Raw genomic sequence first — 19,645 nt, forward strand, 5'->3', positions numbered from 1 at the left:
GGCAAAAAAGCCCCCTCGGGGGGCAGCAAGCCGGCTTGCCGGCGTAGCGTGGGGGCATTTTTTGCCGCCGGGCCGCCCCAAGGCAAAAAAGCCCCCTCGGGGGCAGCAAGCCGGCTTGCCGGCGTAGCGTGGGGGCTTTTTTTGTTTTTCACCGGAGACCGTTTTGCAACGTATTCTTCAACGCGGCGAAATCGAAGCGCTGGACCATAACGCCCTGCCACGCCTGCGTTTGCCTGCGCGGGACAGCGTCTTTGCCGGCCGCGCGGCCAGGCTGCGCCAGCTGGCCGCGGACAGCCCGGTGGGCGATTACCTGTTGCTGATGGCCAGCCTGGCCGATGCGCAGCAGCGCGCGCTGGCCGCCTGCGCGACGCCGGGTGCCTCGGCCGAGCGCATCGCCTTGGCGCAGGCCCACGGCATGCCGCCCCTGCAGGCGGCGGGGTGGGAGCGCGATCCCGGCTGGCATGAGGTATTGCGCCAGTTGCTGGACGATGTGGCGCGCTCGGCGGGCGTACCGCCCGAGGCGGTGGCCGCATGCCGGGAAATCCGGCAAGCCCTGGATGACGATCCGGCCCGCATCGAGACGCTGGCCGATGCCTTGCTCGGCCAAAGCGAAGCGATCGCCGACGGCGCCGCCGCGCCCTTCATCATGGCCGCCCTGCAAGTCGTCTGGACAGACCTCGCCTGTCGCTTCGATCCCGGCCAGCTGCCTGTCGTCAGCCCGTCCGGTGTCTGCCCGCTATGCGGCAGCCTGCCCGTGGCCAGCGTGGTGCGGATCGGCGGGCAATATCAAGGCTACCGCTACCTGTGCTGCTCGCTGTGCGCGACCGAATGGCATATGGTGCGCGTGAAATGCACGCACTGCGAGTCGACCGAAGGCATCGCCTATCACGGGGTCGAAGGCGGCCCGGAAGCCATCAAGGCGGAATCCTGCGAACACTGCCGCACCTACCGCAAGATCTTCTATCAGGAAAAAGACATGAACGTGGAGCCCGTGGCCGACGACCTTGCCAGCCTGGTGCTGGACGTCCTGATGGGCGAAGCGGACTATAGCCGCTCCAGCGGTAACCCCCTCTTGTGGCAGGAAGAGGAATAAGCCATGGCCGGACGGACGGGCCGAAAAATTCCGCGCGAGACGGCTCCCGCCGATGCGGTGGATGCGCGTGACGTCGTTGCCGATGTGCCGGTAGCCGCCGCCGATGCCGATACCGCGCGCGCGGCGGATATCCCTTCGCTGGACCGCCTGCTGCATGCGCCGCCCATGCACCCGCTGCTGGAGGCGTACGGACATACCCAGGTGGTCGCTGCCTTGCGTGCCCATCTGGATACCCTGCGCCAGGCGGCCCTGCTGGGACGGCTGGCGCAGGCATCGATCGATGTCCTGGACATCGCGCGGCAGGTACAGGCCGCTTTGGATGCCGCCGCGCGGCCGCGATTGCGCGCGGTCTTCAACCTGACTGGCACGGTGCTGCACACCAACCTGGGCCGCGCCCTGCTGCCCGACGACGCCGTGGCGGCGGTCGTGCGGGCGCTGACCGCGCCGGCGAACCTGGAATTCGATCTGGATACCGGCGGACGCGGCGATCGCGATGACCTGGTCGAAGGCCTGTTGCGCGAACTGACCGGTGCCGAGGCGGCAACGGTCGTCAACAACAATGCCGCGGCCGTGTTGCTGATGCTGAATTCCCTGGCGGATCGCCGCGAAGTCATTGTGTCGCGCGGCGAACTCGTCGAGATCGGCGGCGCGTTCCGCATTCCGGACGTCATGAAGCGGGCTGGCGCGAAGCTGGTCGAGGTCGGCACCACCAACCGCACGCATCCATCCGATTACGAATCCGCCGTCGGGCCGCGCACCGGCATGCTGATGAAGGTGCATTGCAGCAATTACGCCGTGACCGGCTTCACCCATAGCGTGGGCGCGGCGCAGGTGGCACGCATCGCCCACCAGGCCGGCCTGCCGATGACGGTGGACCTGGGCAGCGGCACGCTGCTGGACCTGGGGCGCTGGGGACTGCCGCGCGAAGAGACCGTGCGGGACACCCTGGCCGCCGGGGCGGACCTGGTGACCTTCAGCGGCGACAAGCTGCTGGGCGGCCCCCAGGCGGGATTGATCGTGGGACGCGCCGACTTGATACGCAAGATTAAAAAGAACCCCTTGAAGCGGGCCCTGCGGGTAGGCAAGCTGACGCTGGCCGCGCTGGAACCCGTGCTGGCGCTATACCGGGCGCCCGAGCTGTTGGCCGAGCGGCTGACCACGCTGAGGCTGCTGACGCGCCCCGCCATGCACATGCGCGAGCAAGCCGAACGCATGCTGCCCGTGCTGCAACAGGCGCTGGGCGCGGGCTACAAAGCCGTGGCCGCGCCGATGTTCAGCCAGATCGGCAGCGGCGCCTTGCCGGTGGACCAATTGCCCAGCTATGGCTATGCGATCCGCCACGCGGGCACCGGACGACCGGGACGGGCCCTGGAAAAACTGGAGGCCAGCCTGCGCGCCTTGCCGCGGCCGGTGATCGGACGTATCGCCGACAATGCCTTGTGGCTGGACCTGCGCTGCCTGGAAGCGCGCGACGAAGCCGCGTTCCTGGCACAGCTAGAAGCCTCGCTGGCATGATCGTCGGTACCGCGGGCCATATCGACCATGGCAAGACGACGCTGGTCCGCGCCCTGACCGGCGTCGATACGGACAGGCTGAAAGAAGAAAAGGCGCGCGGCATCTCCATCGAATTGGGATACGCGTACACCCCGTTGAGCAATGGCGACGTACTGGGCTATATCGACGTGCCGGGCCATGAAAAGCTGGTGCACACGATGGCCGCCGGCGCGGGCGGCATCGATTTCGGCCTGCTGGTGATCGCCGCCGATGACGGCGTCATGCCGCAGACACGCGAGCACCTCGCCATCCTGCAATTGCTGGGGATACGGCATGGCGCGATCGCGATTACCAAGGTGGACCGCGTGGATGCGGAGCGTATCCACGCGGTCCGCGAACAGGCGCGCGCGCTGACCGCCGGCACCTTCCTGGCACAGGCGCCGGTGTTCGCGGTCAACGCAACCAGCAACGTGGACCTGGGCACGCGCGCCCTGCGCGCCTGCCTGGAAGAAGCCGCCGCGAAGCTGCCCGCGCGCGCGGCCGCCGGCCTCTTCAGGCTGGCCGTGGATCGCGTGTTCAGCCTGTCCGGGCAAGGCACCATCGTGACGGGGACGGTGCATGCGGGGCGCGTTACCGACGGCGCCGGCACGCTCAAGCTGATGCCGGCCGGCACCCCCGTGCGGATACGCGGTATCCATGCGCAGAACCGGGCCAGCGATACGGGCCAGGCCGGCCAGCGCTGCGCGCTGAACCTCGCCGGCATCGATAAATCGGCCATCGCGCGCGGCGACTGGATCGCCGATGAACGCTGCTTCAGGCCATCCCGGCACATCGATGTCGACCTGCGGCTGCTGGCGTCGGCCGAAACGCCGGTCACGACCTGGCTTCCCGTCCACGTCCACCTTGGCGCGGGCCATCATATGGCCCATATCGTGCCGCTATCCGGCCCTGGCCTGGCGGCGGGGGAAACCGGACTCGCCCAGCTCGTCTTCGAGGCGCCGGTCTGCGCCATGCCGGGCGATCGCTATATCGTGCGCAACGCCCAGGCCAGCCAGACGCTGGGCGGCGGCCGCGTGCTGGACGCCGATGCCCCCGACCGCCGACGGCGCACGCCGCAACGGTTGGCATGGCTGACGGCCATCGGTGCCATGCTGGACGGGGGCGGCATCCGCGAACCGCTCTCGCAAGCGCCCCGCGGTCTGGCCGAGGATGTGCTGATGCGGCTGGCCGGATGTCCGGTCGACGATCTGCCGCTGCCCGAGGACGCGCTGTGGATCAGTTCGCGGGGAGCCCATGCGCCGCGCACGCTGATCCTGCGGCCTTACTGGGAAGCCCTGCGCGAGGCGGTCCTGGCCGCCCTGGCGCGCCTGCATCGCGAAACGCCGGACGAGCCCGGCGCGGACAGCGCGCGGCTGCGCCGCATCGCCCTGCCCACCTTGAACGACGGGCTCTGGCAGTCATTGATCGACGACATGGTGAAAGACGGCGTCATCGCCCGCAACGGCCCCTGGCTGCATCTGCCCGGGCATGCCGTGCGCCTGGATGGCGAGGAAGGCGCGCTGGCGCAACGGCTGCTGCCCCTGCTGCATGCCGGCGCCTACGATCCGCCCTGGGTGCGCGACCTGGCCCGCGACCACAATATTCCGGAAGACGCGGTGCGCGCAGTCCTGCGCAAACTGCTGCGCCGCGGGGATGTGGCGCAGGTCGTCACCGACCTGTTCTATCACCGCGACAGGGTTGCGGAATTGGCGGCCTTGGTCGCCGCGCTCACGGCCGGCGCCAGCGCGGGAGCCGTCGACGCCGCCGGTTTCCGCGACGCCACGGGGCTGGGACGCAAGCGCGCCATTCAGATCCTGGAGTTCTTCGATCGCATCGGCTACACGCGCCGCCTGCGCAACCTGCATATGCTGCGCACCGACGGCGGCGCGCGCATGTTCCAGCGCCCGCCCGATTGAAGATCGGCGAGCGCGCGCGGGCGCCGCATGCCGCGCGCGCCGCGCTATCCCATACAATGCATGACGTTCGGAAGGTATCCGTGCCCGGTGGCACGGCCGGGCTTCAAACCCGGTTGGGGACGTCAGACGTTCCCACGTAGGTTCGACTCCTGCTGCCTTCCGCCCCGATTGCCATCAAACGGCGCCGAAACCGTACAGCCGCGCCGGGTTGTCCACCAGCACGCGCTTGCGCGTGGCTTCGTCCGGCATCCAGTCCGCCAGCAGGTTCAGCAGGATGCCGTCATCCGGCACGTGCGCCGCGTCGTAGTAATTGATGTGCGGCCAATCCGTGCCCCAGACGACGCGCTCGCTATTGGCCTTCAACAGCGACGTCGCGAAGGGCGCGATATCGGCAAACGGCGATCCCACCGCGGTGTTGCGATCCGCGCCCGATATCTTGGTCCAGGCCTTGCCCTCGGCGAGCAGCTTGCACAGGAACTGGAACCCAGGGTCGCCCACGCCACGGGATGCGTTCATGCGGCCCTGGTGGTCGACCACCAGGTCCACACCGGTGGCCAGCAGGGTCGGCGCGAGTTCCTGCAGATCCGGCGCATGGATCCAGATCTGGGCATGCATGCCACGCGCCTTCAGGCGCGGCGCCAGCGCGACGAAATCGTCGATGCCCACGCCATTGCGGTAAACCGCCTTGCCGTCATGCTTGTACAGATTGAAGCGGGCGCCACGCACACCCTGGCCCGCCAACGCGTCCAGGTCCTTGTCCGAAATATCGCCGCGGATGACAGCCACGGCGCGCAGGCGCTCCGGATAGGCGGCCAGAGCCTGCAGCACGTTGCGGTTGTCGTCGCCCTGCGCGCTGGCCGTGACCAGCACGCCCCGGGTCAGGCCCAGGCGATCCAGGTGGGCGATGAAACGCTCGGCGCCGTTTTCCGGCGGCGTGTAGCTGCGGTCTTCGCTCAAGGGAAAGCGGTCGTAGGGACCGAAGACGTGCGCATGCGAATCGCACGCGCCCGCCGGCACGGTAAAGCGCACCGGCGCAAAGCCGGAATGAGGCGGCAAACAGGGCTTGGTCATGTCTCGTTCGCTGTTATCGGTTTCGGGTGTTGCGGCATCGCCTAGCGGGCGTTCTCGGGCTTGAGCACGCCGGAAGTCAGCAGCGGCTGCAGCTTGGCTTCCTCTTTGGCAAAGATCTGACCGGCCTGGTCGATGGTGGACGGCACGACCTCCGAGCCGATGCTCGCAAGCTGGCGTTGCACGTCGGGATCGGCCACCGCCTTGGCCAGCGCGTCGTTCAGCACCTGGCGCACGGCCCGCGGCGTGCCCTTGGGCGTCATCAGCGCCGAATAGGTCACCATCTCGAAGTCCGGCTTGCCCAGCTCGGCCACCGTCGGCACGTTCGGCAACTGCGACACGCGCTTGGCGGACGTCACGGCCAGCGCGGTCAGGGCACCGCTCTGGATCTGCGGCTGCGAGCTGGTCAGCTGATCCACCATGCCGTCGACCTGATTACCCAGCAGATCCGCCAGCGCGGGCGCGGATCCCTTGTACGGGATCGGGTTCATCTTGATGCCGAAGTCCTGCTCCAGCAGCAGCTCGGCGATGTGGTTGGTGGTGCCCGTCCCGGAATGCGCCACGGCCAGTTCGCCGGGGTGCGCCTTGGCATAGGCAATGAAGCCCTTGAAGTCGGTGATGCCCTGTTTGTTCTTGGCGTTCACTTCCAGCACGGAAGGCACCACGGCCAGCATCCCCACCGGTTCGAAGTCGCTCAGCTTCACCTTGGTGCCGGGCACCAGTGTCGGGTTGACGACCAGCGGCACAATGGTGGTGGAGAGCACCGTATAGCCATCCGGCGCCGATCGCGCCACATTGCCGGCACCGATCGAGCCGCCGGCGCCGCCCAGGTTTTCTACCACGATGGACTGCTTCAGGTAGCGCGCCATGGCGGTGGTAATGGCGCGGGTGGTGATGTCCAGGTTGCCTCCGGGCGGATAGGGAACCACCAGGCGGATCGGCTTGTCGGGAAAGCCCTCGGCCGCCGCCTGGCCTGCGTGGGTGCCCAGGCTCAGGGCGACAACGATCCCCAGCGCTTTGACAGCGCCTTTCAACTGCTTCATTAAAGTCTCCGGACTTCTTGGAAAAAAACGATTACGTGCGGTAGGACGGGTCCAGGCGGTCCGCCAGGCGCAGCAGCGCCGGCCATTCCATCTGCCCGTAGGGGCGCCGCGTTCCCGGCTGGTACTGGTTCCACGTGGCCTGGATGACGTCCTTGGATACCGGATTCAGCGGCGCATTGCAGGCCATCGCGGCCAACTGCGCGCGGCAGGACACTTCCAGTCTATGCATCCAGTTGAAGGCTTCGCCGATGGAGCGGCCGACGGTGAGCAGGCCATGGTTGCGCAGGATCAGCGCTTCGTTCTGGCCCAGGTCGCGGCACAGGGATTCCTGCTCGCTCAGGTCCAGCACCACACCTTCGTAGTCGTGGTAGCCGATTTTCGCGAAGCGCATCGAAGTCTGGTTGATCGGCAGCAGTCCGCAGGCCAGCGAAGATACCGCCATGCCGGCCCAGGTGTGCGTGTGGATCACGCAGTCGACTTCCGGGCGCTTCTCGTGGATGGCGCTATGGATGACGAAGCCCGCCTTGTTCACGCCGTAGGAAAGATGGGGACCGAAATCCGGCTTGCTCAGGATGTTGCCGTGATGATCGATCTTCAGCAGGCTGGAGGCCGTGATTTCTTCATAAAGCAGGCCGTAGGCGTTGATCAGGAATGCGCCCGCCTCGCCCGGCACGCGCAGCGAAATGTGATTGGCGATCATGTCCGACATGCCGTAATGCGCGATCAGCCGGTAACAGGCCGCCAGGTCCACGCGGGCATCCCATTCCGCTTCGCTGCATTGCTCTTTCATCGAAGAAATCTTCAGTTCGTGCTTCATCATGGTTGGTCTCCTGGCCTGGCGATACGGCGGACGCATTCTGGGCGCCGCGACTGGCGACGGGCATGCCCGCCCATCCGGGCGGGACGGCGCCAGAAAGAGGATGTTACGAGCCTTCGGGCTTTTGGGCTTGCCCATTTGAGAATGCGGCGTTTCCCGCCCTTCGATGGTGCACTGCAATGCCCTGGGGAAAGCCCGCACTACCGCTCGCGGCGCGCGACGCTACAATTTCCGTATTCCGTATATTGATACCTGGTTCCATATTCTGGAACTGCATATGAGCGTACTAGACAACGCGACACGCGTCCTCCGCGTCCTCGCCCAGCACGGTGGCGAGCTCACCGTCACCGACGTCGTGACGCATTTGCGACTGCCCAAGAGTTCGTCCTCGCGGCTGCTGAAGCAGATGCAGGAAAGCGGGCTGCTGGAGCGCGATCCGGACACGCTGAGATACCGCCCGGCGCTGCTTCTGCTGGAAGTCGCGCATCAGGCACGGGGCAGTACGCCGCTGATTCGCCGCATGGAACAGGCTTTGGAATCGCTGGTGGCCGAGACCGGGCACACGGGCTATATCTCCGTGCTGGACGGCAATGGACAGGACGTGGTGGTCGTGCGCGCCTTCCAGGGGTCCCATCCTTTGCGCGTGGTGACGCAGCCGGGGCACCGCCTGCCCGCCTACGCCAGCTCGACGGGACGCGCCCTGCTGGCCCGCCTGGACGACGCGGCCGCGCGCCGGGCGCATCCGGCCGCGACGGACGCGCGCGCCGCCGTGCTGCCGCACGCGCCGCGCACCCCGGCGGCGCTGGGCGCGCAGCTGGACGAGGTGCGCAAGCGCGGCTGGGCCTGGGCGCTGGATGAAAGCCTGACCGGCATCGGGTCCGTCAGCGCCACCGTCGGCGATCCGCAAAGCGGCGAGACACTCGCCTTCTGCCTGAGCTTTCCCGCCTCGCTGAACCAGCCCGGCTTCGTCGACGCGCTGGCCCATCGCCTGGTCGGATACGCCGCGTCCATCGGACGCGCCGCCGGCGACCCCTTCTGGCAATCCATGGCAAATGCGCGAGAAGGGTGACGCGGGAAACAACGGACCACTGAAAACGACCACAAGGGGAATACACACATGCAGCCATCGGCCTCACATCCGCGCGCGTTCAGCGGCGGCACCTTTATCCTTCTGGCGCTACTGAGCGTCTTCGGCGCCATCATCGGCATCCAGCTGCTGGTGTCGCTGGGCGTCACGCCCAATACGTCCATCATCGGCGCGCTGGTCGCGATGATCCTGGCGCGCATTCCGCTGACGCTGTTCGCGCGCTTTCGCTCGATACACGAACAGAACCTCGCGCAGAGCGCGATTTCGTCGGCGACCTTCGGCGCGGCCAATAGCCTGCTGCTGCCGATCGCCATCCCGTATCTTTTCGGCCGCGCCGACCTCGTACCGGCCATGTTCATCGGCGTGGCCGCGGCCATGCTGCTGGACGGCTATCTGCTGTACCGGCTGTTCGACAGCCGCGTGTTCCCTGCCGCGGGCGCATGGCCGCCCGGGGTGGCCGCCGCGGAAGCCATCAAGGCGGGCGACAGCGGCGGGCGCCAGGCGCGGCTGCTGGGCGCCGGCATCGGCGTGGGGCTGATCGGCGCCTGGCTGCACATACCCATGTCCGCCTTCGGCACGGCCTTCCTGGGCAATATCTGGGCGCTGACGATGTTCGGCATCGGCCTGCTGATACGCGGCTATGCCAAGCCGCTGATGGGCTGGGACATCAACGCCCTCTACATCCCGCACGGGTTGATGATAGGCGCCGGCCTGGTCGCGCTGGTCCAGGTGATCGCGCAGATCCGCTCGCGCGGCGGCGACGCGAAGACGGCGGCACGGCCGGCGGCCGGCGCGACCGCGCGCCACGGCGCCGCCATGCCGGCGGCGACGGCGGAGGCCGAACCCGCGGCGGGCCCCACCCGCACGGTGGAGGATATGCGCCGTACCCTGCGCCTGGGCGCGATCGCCTACGTCGTTCTGGCGGCCCTGCTTGCCATGGGCAGCGGCGTGTATGCGGGCATGTCCTTGCCCATGCTGATCGGCTTCGTGGCGTACGCCGCCTTCGCCGCCTTCGTGCATGAATTGCTGGTCGGTATCGCGGCCATGCACTCCGGCTGGTTCCCCGCCTTCGCGGTGGCGCTGATCACATTGCTTATCGGCATGCTGATCGGCTTCCCTCCCGTGGCGCTGGTGATCCTCTGCGGCTTCGCCGCGGCAACGGGACCGGCCTTCGCGGACATGGGCTACGACCTGAAGGCCGGCTATCTGCTGCGCGGCAACGGCATCGATCCCGCTTTCGAACTCGACGGCCGGCGCCAGCAGCTGGCCGCCGGCATGCTGGCCTTCGTCATCAGCATGCCGATGGTGTACTTCACCTATCACAGCTATTTCGACCAGGGGCTGACGCCGCCGGTTGCCGCCGTCTACGTCGCCACGATCAAGGCCGGCGTGGCGCCGGGCGTGGCAACGCAATTGCTGATCTGGGCCATCCCCGGCGCGCTGATCCAATGGCTGGGCGGCCCCCGGCGCCAGCTGGGCGTGTTGCTGTCCACCGGCCTGCTGATCGCCAATCCGCTGGCGGGCTGGGCCGTGCTGGCCGGCATCGCGCTGCGCGTGCTGGCCCTGCGCCTGTGGGGCGACAAAGTGCGCAGCAGCCTGGAAGTCTTCGCGGCCGGCACGATCGCCGGCGATGCGCTGTACAGCTTCTTCAACTCCCTGATCCAGTATCGGGCCAAGGGGAAATAAACGCTGGCGCCGGCAATAGCGCGCCATCGACAACCCATATGGAAGATCCGACATGAGCCTTACCCATACCCTCAAAGTCTTCGAAGCCTTCGATAGCGCCTTTGCCAGCGGCCAGACCGTGGCGGACCTGCTGCGTCCCTACGCCGATCACGCCACCGTCGCGGTAAAGACCATCACCGGCCCCAAGGGCAAAACCGACTTCGTTCGCATCGAAATCCGCGGCACCGACGGCAAGCAGGCCGGCGGCAACGCCCCCACGCTGGGCATCGTCGGCCGCCTGGGCGGCATCGGCGCGCGCCCCAGCCGCATCGGCCTGGTATCGGACGGCGACGGCGCCGTTGCGGCAGTGGCCGCAGCGCTCAAGCTCGCGCATATGGCAAGCCAGGGCGACCGCCTGCCCGGCGATGTGGTCATCAGCACCCACGTCTGCCCCGACGCGCCGACACGGCCTCACGAGCCCGTGGACTTCATGGATTCGCCCATGGATACGGAGACCCTGAACGAGAACGAAGTCTCGGAAGAAATGGACGCGGTGCTATCGATCGATACGACCAAGGGCAATCGCATCCTGAACCACAAAGGCTACGCGATCTCGCCCACCGTCAAGCAGGGCTATATCCTGCGCGTGTCGGAAGATCTGGTCCGCATCATGGAAATGACCAGCGGCCGGCCTGCCGTGACCTTCCCCATCACCATCCAGGACATCACGCCGTACGGCAACGGCATCTACCACCTGAACAGCATCCTGCAGCCGTCGGTGGCCACGCGCGCGCCTACCGTCGGCGTGGCGATCTCGGCCATCAGCGTGGTACCGGGCTGCGGTACCGGCGCCAGCGACGAAGCCGATATCGCGGCGGCGGTGCGCTTCGCGGTAGAGGTGGCCAAGGAATTCACCCGCGGTACCTGCGCGTTCCACGACGCGCAGGAATACGACAGGCTGGTTTCGATGTACGGCTCGCTGGAACACCTGCAAAAGCGCCAGTAGCGGCCGACGCGGAGAACATCATGATGTACGACACCCCTTTGCTGGGCACGATCACGATAGGCCAGGCCCCGCGCGCGGACATTACGCCCATCCTGCAGGCGGCGCTGCCGGACGGTGTACGGACCCTGCACGTGGGCGTGCTGGACGGCCTGTCGGCCGAAGATATCGCGGCGCGCTACGCGCCCCGGCCGGGCCAGCCGCTGCTGGTCACGCGGCTGCTGGACGGCAACTCCGTCATCCTCGACAAGGCCGCGGTGCGGGACGCGCTGACGGGCAAGGTAGCGGAACTCGAAGCCAGCGGCTGCGCCGTCATCCTGGTGCTGTGCACGGGCGAATTCCACGGCCTGGAGACGCGGCGCGCCTGGCTGGTCGAACCGGACCGCATCGTGCCGCCGGCCGTCGCCGCCTTGGCCGCGGACCGCCAGGTCGGTATCATCGTGCCCCTGGCGGAACAGGCCACCAGCGAAGCCGGCAAGTTTTCCATGCTGTCCCGGACGCCCCTGTGCGCGGCCGCATCGCCCTACGACGAGGGCCTGCGGGCCGTCGAAACGGCGGCGCGGACGCTGCGCGAGCGCGGCGCGCAGATGCTGCTGATGGACTGCATGGGCTTCGTCGAGGACCACCGTGCCGCCGCACGGCGCGCCAGCGGCCTGCCCACGGTCCTGTCCAACGCCCTGATCGCAAAACTCGTCGCGGAGCTCGTAACCTGATGTCCATGCACCTGCTACTTTTCAGCAACTCCCGGTCTCCCGACGGCAGCTACCTGACGCATGCCCGGGAGCCCCTGCGCGCCCTGGCGGGCGAGCGCCGCAAGACCCTGTTCGTGCCTTTCGCCGGGGTCACCACCAGCTGGGACGACTACACCGCCAATGTCGGCAAAAGCCTGGCCCCGCTGGGCCTGGAATTGACCGGCGCGCATACGGTGGACGCCGGCGCCGCCGACCGCTACGACCTGATCCTGGTCGGTGGCGGCAACACATTCCAGCTGGTGGCCGAATGCCGCCGCCGGGGCTGGCTGCAGGCCATTGCGCAGCGCGTGAGGGCCGGCACGCCGTATTCCGGCTGGAGCGCCGGCGCCAACCTGGCATGCCCCACGCTGTGCACCACCAACGACATGCCTATCGTCGACCCGGGCGGTTTCGATGCCCTGGGGCTGATCGGCTTCCAGATCAATCCGCACTACACCAACGCCCTGCCGGCCGGACATCAGGGCGAAACGCGCAACGACCGCATCGCCGAATTCCTCGTCGCCAATCCGGCCGCCACGGTGGTGGGCTTGCCGGAAGGCGATTGGCTGGCCGGCGACGGCAAGCGCATGACTTTCCACGGGCCGCATGCGGGCTATGTATTCCGCCACGGGCAAGCGCCGGTGGAATTGCGCGACGGCATGGCCGTCGATCAAGCCGCCTTGCCCAACCCCAGATAGCTTTCCACGACGCGCGGGTTGTGGGCCAGATCCGCGGCGGGGCCCGACAGCGCGACCTCGCCGGTTTCCAGCACGTAACCGTGGTCGGCCACCTGCAGGGCGGCTCGGGCGTTCTGCTCCACCAGCAGGATCGACACACCCGCTTCGCGCAGGCGCGCGATGATGTGGAAGATTTCGCGAACGATGCGTGGGGCCAGGCCCAGGCTGGGCTCGTCCAGCATCAGCAATCGCGGCTTGGCCATCAGGGCACGTCCGACGGCCAGCATCTGGCGCTCGCCGCCCGATAAGGTGCCCGCCTGCTGCGCGCGGCGCTCTTTCAGGCGCGGGAAGAGTTCGAAGATGTCGTGCATGCTGTCACGCCAGCCGGCCTCGCGCATGCGATAGCGGCGGAATCCACCCAGCAGCAGGTTGTCTTCCACCGACATGCTGGCGAACAGCTCGCGCCGTTCCGGCACCAGCGACATGCCGGCGCCCACGCGCCTCTCGACGGGCCAGGCCGACACATCCTTGCCGTCCAGCCATACCTGGCCAGACGCCTGTCCGGTTTGCGGCAAGGCGCCCATGATGGCATTGAGCATCGTCGACTTGCCGGCGCCGTTGGCGCCGATCACCGTCACGATGCTGCCTGCCTGGACCGACAGCGAAACGGGAGCGAGCGCCGCCACCTTGCCGTAGCGCGCGGCCAGGCTTTCCACCCGCAGCAGCGGCATGCCGGTATCGGCGGACACACCAGGAGCGTTCATCGCGCTTCTCCCGCCGCCGCGCCGGATGCTTCCGGCGATGCCGCCGCGCCCGCCGTATCCGGCAGGACCGCGTCGTCGTCGTCCAGGCCGCCCAGGTACGCTTGCAGCACCGCCGGATCGCGCTGGATATCCGACGGGATACCTTCGGCCAGCTTGGTACCGAAATCCATGACGACCAGATGATTGGTCAGACGCATGACGAAATCCATATCGTGCTCCACCAGAAGGATGCTCATGCCTTCGTCGCGCAATTGCTCCAGCACCTGAGCCAGGGCCTGCTTTTCCTTGTAGCGCAATCCGGCGGCGGGTTCGTCCAGCAGCAGCAGGATGGGGTCGCTGGCCAACGCCCGCGCGATTTCCAGGATCCGCTGCTGGCCCAGCGCCAGATTGCCGGCCTGTTCGTGCATGCAGTCGCCCAGTCCCACCCGTTCGAGCTGGCGCGCCGCTTCGTGCAGCAGCCGCGCCTCCGCCGGACGGTCCAGGCGCAAGGCCCCCGCCAGCACACCCACGTCGGCGCGCAGGTGTGCGCCCAGGGCCACGTTTTCCAGCACGGTCATGCCCGGCAGCAACTGCACATGCTGGAAGGTACGACCGACACCACGCCGGGCGATGTCGCGCGCGGACAGGCGTTCGATGCGCTCTCCCATGAAGCTTACGCCGCCCCGCGTGCAGGGCAGCACGCCGGTGATCAGGTTGAAGGTCGTGCTCTTGCCAGCGCCGTTGGGGCCGATCAGGCCCATGATCTCGCCGGCGCGCACGGTGAAGGAAATATCATTCACGGCCACCAGGCCGCCGAAGGTCTTGCGGATGGCATCCACTTCCAGTACCGCCTGCCCCGTCGCGGGCCGGGTACGGCGCCCCAGCGCCGGCGCCTCGCGCGGCGGCACGGCCCGGCCGCGGGCCGACGGACCGCCCGCCACGCGCCGCCAGCCGGCCGCCAGCATGGGCCATACGCCATCGCGGGCATGCTGCAGCATCACGATCAACAGGACGCCGAATACGATCAATTCGAAGTTGGCGGTAGTGTCCAGCAGTCGCGGCAGGACGTTCTGGATCTGGTCCTTCAGCACCAGGATGATGGCCGACCCCAGCAAGGCGCCCCAAACGTAGGCCGCGCCGCCCACCACCGCCATGAACAGGTATTCGATGCCATAGTTCAGGCCGAAGGGGCTGGGGCTGACGGCGCGCTGCATATGCGCGTACAGCCAGCCGGATACACTGGCCAGCAAGGCCGCATAGACGAAGACGATAACCTTGTAGCGCCGGGTATTCACGCCCATGGATTCCGCCATGCCCGCGCCATTGCGCAGCGCGCGGATGGCGCGGCCGGGACGCGAATCCAGCAGATTGCCGGTCACCCAGACGGCCGCCAGCACGAGCAGCCAGATCAGGTAATAGATATCGCGGCCGCCGGCCAGGGACACGCCGAACAGCGTCAGGGGGGCGATGCCCGCGATACCGTCGTGGCGTCCAAGGGCGTCCACGGTGCCATATAGATAGAACAGCGCCAGGCACCAGGCAATGGTCCCCAGGGGAAGGTAATGACCCGACAGGCGCAGCGTCACCGCGCCCAGCATCCAGGCGATCGCGCCCGTCAGTATCAGCCCGGCCAACAGGCCCAGCCACGGCGACCAGCCCAGCGCGGTCGTCAGCCAGGCCGTGGCATAGGCGCCGATGCCGACGAAGGCGGCCTGTCCGAAAGAGGTCAGCCCGCTGACGCCGGTCAGCACCACCAGCCCCAATACCACCAGGCTGGCCAGCCCGATGTAATTCAGCTGGGTTATCCAGAATTCCGGTGTGGCGGCCAATAGCGGCAACACCGCCAGCAGCACCACGAACAGCAGCAGGGGCAGTCGCCGCAGCAAGGTCGTCTTCATGAGCGTCCCTATTCCTCGGCCTCGGCGTGGCCGCCGCCGCGCAGCGACAACCACAGCAGCACGGGGATGATCAGGGTGAATACGATCACTTCCTTGTAGGCGCTGGCCCAGAACGAGGAGAACGATTCCAGCAGTCCCACCAGCAGCGCCCCGGCGGCGGCCACCGGATAGCTGGCGAGCGCGCCGATGATCGCCCCGACGAAGCCTTTCAGGCCGATCAGGAAGCCCGTGTCGTAATAGACCGTGGTGACCGGTGCGATCAGTATCCCGGAGATGGCGCCCATCAGCGCCGCCAGGGTGAAAGTAATGCTGCCGGAGATCGTGCTGCTGATGCCGACCAGCCGTGCGCCACGGCGGTTCACCGCGGTGGCGCGCAGCGCGCGGCCATAGAGCGTCTTGCCGAAGAACAGCCACAGCGCCAGGATCAAGACCAGGGACGTTCCCACCACGAACAGGCTTTGGGCCGACCAGGCGGTAACGCCCAGGTCCACCTGCCCATCGACGAAGGCCGGCGTGCGCCAGCCTTCCGCGCCGAAGAAGACCAGGCCCAGCCCGACCAGCACGAAATGCACGGCGACGGACGTAATCAGCAGGACCAGCACACTGGCTTCGGCCAGCGGTTGGTAGACAATGCGATACACCATCGGCCCCATCGGCACGATCAGCAGCAAAGTCAGCAGCATGTTGCGCCACAGCGGCGTATCGGCGCCGACCAGCCGGCTGGTCGCCCAGTACAACAGCGCCGGCAGCACCAGATTAACCAGGATGACCTTCGGCAAGGCGGCAACGGTGCGCAGACGCACCGCGCGCCCCAGCTCCAGCAGGAACACCACGCCGCCCAGCAGGGGCAGCAGGTACACCGTACCCGGCAGTTTGCCGTCCACCAGCATGGCCAGCGTCAACGCGCCGAACGCGACGAATTCGCCCTGAGGGATGAAGATCACCCGCGTCACCGCGAATACCAGCACCAGCGCCATGCCGAGCAAGGCGTAGATCGACCCGCTGACCACGCCGTCCTGCAGCAGGATGAACGCTATGGAAGAATCCATCGTCCCTTTACCGTGGAAGACATCGGCGCGCGCGACCCCTCGGGCGCGCGCGCCGATGCATGCTTCATGTACGCCGTGTCACAGGCCCGGCTGGTAGACCCACTTGCCGTTCTGCACTTTCACCATCACGCGCGCGCGCTCGTCGAAGCCGGCGTGATCGGTGGGGCTCATATTGAAGACGCCCTGCGAGGCCGCGAGATTCTTGACGTTTTCCAGGGCATCGCGCATCGCGGCGCGGAATTCCGGCGTACCCGGTTTGGCCGTCTTGAGCGCGACCGGAACGGCCGCCAGCACGAGCTGGCCGGCATCCCACAGGTGGCCGCCGAAGGTACTGACCGAGCCGGCGCCATGCGCTTTTTCATAGGCGGCCACGTAGGCCAGCGCCGACTTCTTCACCGGGTTGCTATCGGGCAACTGTTCCGCCACCAGCAAGGGGCCGGCAGGCAGCAGCATACCCTCGCAATCCTTGCCGCAGACGCGCAGGAAATCGCCATTGGCCACGCCGTGCGTCTGATAGATCAGCCCACCGTAGTTCCGCGCGCGCAGTTCTTTCTGCGGCAACGCGGCGGGCGTGCCCGAACCGGCGATCAACACGGCGTCCGGACGCGCGCCGACCAGCTTCAGCACCTGACCCGTCACACTGGTATCCGTCCGGCTGTACTTCTCGACGGCGACGATCTTGATTCCCTTCTTTTCCGCCGCGTTCCTGATTTCCTGCAGCCAGCTATCGCCATAGGCATCGGCGAAACCGATGAAGCCCAGGGTCTTGACCTTGCCCTTGACCATCGCGTCGGCCAGCGCGCCCGCCATCAGGGCGTCGTTCTGCGGCGTTTTGAAAGCCCACTTGCGCGGCCCGTCGACCGGGTCGACGATCTTCACGCTTGCCGCCACGCTGATCATCGGCGTCTTGGTTTCGCCGGCAACGTCCACCATCGCCAGGGAAGCCGGCGTCACGGAGGAGCCGATCACCACGTCGACATTGTCCTCGCTCACGAACTTGCGCATGTTCTTCACGGCTTGCGTCGTATCGGTCGCATCGTCCAGCACGATCCAGTCGATCTTCTGCCCGGCGACTTCCTTGGGCAGCAAGGCGACGGTATTGCGCTCCGGAATCCCCAGCGACGCGGCCGGCCCGGTGCTGGAGAGAGTGACGCCGACCTTGATTTGCGCGTGCGCCAGCAGGGGCAAGGCCAGGGCCAGCGCCGCCGCCACGAGGCGCGTCTTGTGCTTGGGATGCATCATTGAAGTCTCCAGGAAGTGGCCGGCGCCGTGCGCCCGGCAGCAACAACATATGAACCGATTCTGCAAGCTATACAGAAAATCGGATTATAGGTTCAGAAAGGTATCAAATTGCCTGGGCGTATGGCTCTCGGTAGTCACCCTTATCGACGGCGTCTCAGCGCTCGCCGTCGAACGCCCATACCCGGCGCACACGCTGCGTTACGACGGCCGCCAGTACCGCCTTGGCGATATCCCCCGGCAGGAACACCGCCATGGCCAGCGCCGCCTTGCCCAGCGTCATGCCGGCGATGGCGGCCAGCCAGGGAATGCCGATGGCGTAGACCACGACCAGCCCGCCCGCCAGCGCCGCGGCAAAGTAGCCCAGCATCGCCGGCAGCGTGCCGGCGCCCGACCGCGCCACCCGTTGCGCCATGGCGCCGCACAGCGCGGCGCCGAACAGCATGCCGATCAGGAATCCGCCCGTGGGGCCCGCGTACACACCCAGGCCGCCGCGCCCTCCGGGCAGCACCGGTAGCCCGATGGCCGCCAGCACCAGATAGAGCCCGACCGCCGCCGCGCCACGCGCCGGCCCCAGCATGCAGCCCGCCAGCATGACGCCGAGCGCCTGCAGCGTAATCGGCACGGGCAGCGCCGGCACCGGTATGGGCGGCGCCAGGCTCAACACGACGATAAAGGCAGCAAACATGGCCACCGTGGCGGTATCCCTCGTGCGCATGCGGACCTCTCCTCTTTCTTTATAGTGAAACGCGTGAATGCGTCGATGTATCGATGCCTGCCCTTGTGGAATCCCCGCCTCAGCCGCCGCGCGCGTCGATGGCATCGCCGACTTCGTCGGCGCGCTTGAGCGTGCGCACCAGCAGGGGTACCGTCAGCGCCAGCGCATTGCGCGATAGCCCGCGCGCCGCCTGGGCCTCGCGGATGTCCTGGTAATTCCGCCATATCTCGGGAATGAAACGCAGCGTCAGCGCCAGCGCCAGTGCGACACGGCCCGCATCGATCCAGCCCAGCCGGTCCAGCGGATACAAGGCCCGTTCGCATACCTGTATCAGGTCGCTGGTGCGCGTCGTCAGGGTCACGGCCAGAGCGAACGCCATCAGGGCGGCCACGCGCAGCAGGATTTCCGCCGCATGGGCCCAGCCGTCGAACCAGGCGGTAAAGCCCCCCACCACGGCCAGAATGGGCAACAGGCCGCGCACATGACGCCACAGCGCACCGGCGCCCGCGCCCGACAGGGCAAGCAGCAGCACGCCGCACGCGAAAGCGAGCGCCAGGCCATCCAGCCGGTGCACCAGGAACAGCGCCGCGCCCGCCGCCACCAGGACGATCAGCTTGTACGGCGCCGGAATGCGGTGCAACAGGCCGTCGCCGTCGACATACAGCGGCTCCATCATGAGCAATGCTCCCGATACCAATGCAGCGCGGCGGCGGGCCGGTCGTCGGCGGCGACCCTGCCCGCCGCGATAACCAGCACGCGGTCGAAATCTTCCAGCAGTTCCAGGTCGTGGCTGACCACCACCGCGTCGCACGCCAGGCCGGCAATGGCGGCACGCACCCGATTGCGGTTGCGCAGGTCCAGCTGGGTCGTGGGCTCGTCGAATACGATCACCTTGGGACGCATCACCAGCACGGCGGCCAGCGCCACCAGTTGCCGCTCACCGCCGGACAGCGAGTGGCTGGCACGGTCCGCCAGATGCGCGATGCCCAATGCCGCCAGTTGTTCGGCCGCCCGCGCCTGGCGCGCGGCCTTGTCGGGCACCAGCGTTTTCAGTCCGAATTCCATGTCCTCCCGCACTATGGGAAAGACGATCTGGTTTTCCGGATTCTGGAAAACGAAACCCACCTCCCGCCGGACGGCGCGCGTCGCCTGGCGCGTGTCGTGGCCATTGACCCGCACCGTCCCCGACGAGGGCAGGACCAGCCCATTGATGAGCCGGGCCAGGGTGCTCTTGCCCGCGCCGTTAGGCCCGACGATGCCGATGCGCCGTTCGCTCAGCACCGCGCTCACCCCATGCAGAATCTCCGCGCGGGGCGTCTTCACGACGGCATGATCAAACTCGATTAACATGGGGCGCGATTATGC

General features: G+C 67.4%; 18 protein-coding genes and 1 tRNA gene. 9 read left to right on the top strand and 10 right to left on the bottom strand.

What is annotated here, in order from left to right:
* Positions 1-163: 163 nt before the first annotated feature.
* From fdhE to CAL28_RS20610, 4 genes are all read left to right on the top strand, one after another.
* Entirely contained in the window at positions 164-1,093 is a 930-nt protein-coding gene (gene fdhE / locus CAL28_RS20595; RefSeq protein WP_094843077.1) for a formate dehydrogenase accessory protein FdhE, read from the top strand.
* Between the two features lie 3 nt (positions 1,094-1,096).
* Positions 1,097-2,608 (top strand): L-seryl-tRNA(Sec) selenium transferase, encoded by a 1,512-nt coding sequence (gene selA / locus CAL28_RS20600; RefSeq protein WP_094843078.1) that lies wholly within the window; start codon positions 1,097-1,099, stop codon positions 2,606-2,608.
* Positions 2,605-4,542 carry a selenocysteine-specific translation elongation factor gene (gene selB, locus CAL28_RS20605; protein ID WP_094843079.1) on the top strand — a complete coding sequence of 646 codons (1,938 nt, stop codon included), beginning with the start codon at positions 2,605-2,607 and terminating at the stop codon, positions 4,540-4,542. Before selA ends, selB begins: the two co-directional genes overlap by 4 nt.
* 69 nt (positions 4,543-4,611) lie before the next feature.
* Positions 4,612-4,704 (top strand) — tRNA-Sec (locus CAL28_RS20610).
* 12 nt (positions 4,705-4,716) lie between these two features.
* Here CAL28_RS20610 and CAL28_RS20615 read toward each other — a convergent pair.
* The 3 genes from CAL28_RS20615 to CAL28_RS20625 are packed head-to-tail and all read right to left on the bottom strand — an operon-like array spanning position 4,717 to position 7,473.
* Positions 4,717-5,613: an amidohydrolase family protein gene (locus tag CAL28_RS20615; protein ID WP_094843080.1), complete on the bottom strand. Its 897-nt coding sequence runs from the start codon at positions 5,611-5,613 to the stop codon at positions 4,717-4,719.
* A gap of 41 nt (positions 5,614-5,654) precedes the next feature.
* The gene (locus CAL28_RS20620; RefSeq protein WP_094843081.1) at positions 5,655-6,653 is read right to left on the bottom strand and encodes a Bug family tripartite tricarboxylate transporter substrate binding protein; all 999 of its coding nucleotides are present in this window, start codon (positions 6,651-6,653) and stop codon (positions 5,655-5,657) included.
* Positions 6,654-6,684: 31 nt separating this feature from the next.
* Entirely contained in the window at positions 6,685-7,473 is a 789-nt protein-coding gene (locus tag CAL28_RS20625) for a class II aldolase/adducin family protein (protein WP_094843082.1), read from the bottom strand.
* A 274-nt stretch (positions 7,474-7,747) separates the two neighbouring features.
* Between CAL28_RS20625 and CAL28_RS20630 the strand changes: the two genes are divergently transcribed.
* Genes CAL28_RS20630 through pepE form a run of 5 tightly spaced genes read left to right on the top strand, consistent with a single transcriptional unit; the run spans position 7,748 to position 12,654 of the window.
* Positions 7,748-8,539 (top strand): IclR family transcriptional regulator, encoded by a 792-nt coding sequence (locus tag CAL28_RS20630; protein ID WP_176464053.1) that lies wholly within the window; start codon positions 7,748-7,750, stop codon positions 8,537-8,539.
* Between the two features lie 48 nt (positions 8,540-8,587).
* Complete coding sequence (locus tag CAL28_RS20635) at positions 8,588-10,243, top strand: OPT/YSL family transporter (RefSeq protein WP_094843084.1); 1,656 nt, start codon at positions 8,588-8,590, stop codon at positions 10,241-10,243.
* Between the two features lie 52 nt (positions 10,244-10,295).
* The gene (locus CAL28_RS20640) at positions 10,296-11,228 is read left to right on the top strand and encodes a DUF1177 domain-containing protein (RefSeq protein ID WP_094843085.1); all 933 of its coding nucleotides are present in this window, start codon (positions 10,296-10,298) and stop codon (positions 11,226-11,228) included.
* Between the two features lie 20 nt (positions 11,229-11,248).
* Complete coding sequence (locus tag CAL28_RS20645; protein ID WP_254926188.1) at positions 11,249-11,938, top strand: AroM family protein; 690 nt, start codon at positions 11,249-11,251, stop codon at positions 11,936-11,938.
* A gap of 5 nt (positions 11,939-11,943) precedes the next feature.
* Entirely contained in the window at positions 11,944-12,654 is a 711-nt protein-coding gene (pepE, locus tag CAL28_RS20650; protein WP_094844754.1) for a dipeptidase PepE, read from the top strand.
* Here pepE and CAL28_RS20655 read toward each other — a convergent pair.
* The 7 genes from CAL28_RS20655 to CAL28_RS20685 all read right to left on the bottom strand — a co-directional run bounded on the left by CAL28_RS20655 (position 12,627) and on the right by CAL28_RS20685 (position 19,630).
* On the bottom strand, positions 12,627-13,397 hold the full coding sequence (locus tag CAL28_RS20655; protein WP_254926189.1) for an ABC transporter ATP-binding protein: 771 nt from the start codon (positions 13,395-13,397) through the stop codon (positions 12,627-12,629). The two genes, pepE and CAL28_RS20655, sit on opposite strands and share 28 nt — an antisense overlap.
* Positions 13,394-15,274: a branched-chain amino acid ABC transporter ATP-binding protein/permease gene (locus tag CAL28_RS20660; RefSeq protein ID WP_440588407.1), complete on the bottom strand. Its 1,881-nt coding sequence runs from the start codon at positions 15,272-15,274 to the stop codon at positions 13,394-13,396. The genes CAL28_RS20655 and CAL28_RS20660 overlap by 4 nt, the downstream gene beginning before the upstream one ends.
* Positions 15,275-15,282: 8 nt before the next feature.
* The gene (locus CAL28_RS20665; protein ID WP_094843086.1) at positions 15,283-16,323 is read right to left on the bottom strand and encodes a branched-chain amino acid ABC transporter permease; all 1,041 of its coding nucleotides are present in this window, start codon (positions 16,321-16,323) and stop codon (positions 15,283-15,285) included.
* Between the two features lie 78 nt (positions 16,324-16,401).
* Positions 16,402-17,562: an ABC transporter substrate-binding protein gene (locus CAL28_RS20670; RefSeq protein ID WP_094844757.1), complete on the bottom strand. Its 1,161-nt coding sequence runs from the start codon at positions 17,560-17,562 to the stop codon at positions 16,402-16,404.
* Positions 17,563-17,719: 157 nt separating this feature from the next.
* On the bottom strand, positions 17,720-18,280 hold the full coding sequence (locus CAL28_RS20675) for a biotin transporter BioY (protein WP_094843087.1): 561 nt from the start codon (positions 18,278-18,280) through the stop codon (positions 17,720-17,722).
* Positions 18,281-18,359: 79 nt separating this feature from the next.
* Positions 18,360-18,956 carry an energy-coupling factor transporter transmembrane component T family protein gene (locus tag CAL28_RS20680; protein WP_094843088.1) on the bottom strand — a complete coding sequence of 199 codons (597 nt, stop codon included), beginning with the start codon at positions 18,954-18,956 and terminating at the stop codon, positions 18,360-18,362.
* Positions 18,953-19,630 carry an energy-coupling factor ABC transporter ATP-binding protein gene (locus CAL28_RS20685; protein ID WP_094843089.1) on the bottom strand — a complete coding sequence of 226 codons (678 nt, stop codon included), beginning with the start codon at positions 19,628-19,630 and terminating at the stop codon, positions 18,953-18,955. The genes CAL28_RS20680 and CAL28_RS20685 overlap by 4 nt, the downstream gene beginning before the upstream one ends.
* Between the last annotated feature and the right edge of the window lie 15 nt (positions 19,631-19,645).

Origin of the sequence: Bordetella genomosp. 11 (genome assembly GCF_002261215.1) — a bacterium.
In the GTDB taxonomy this organism is placed as follows: domain Bacteria; phylum Pseudomonadota; class Gammaproteobacteria; order Burkholderiales; family Burkholderiaceae_B; genus Bordetella_C.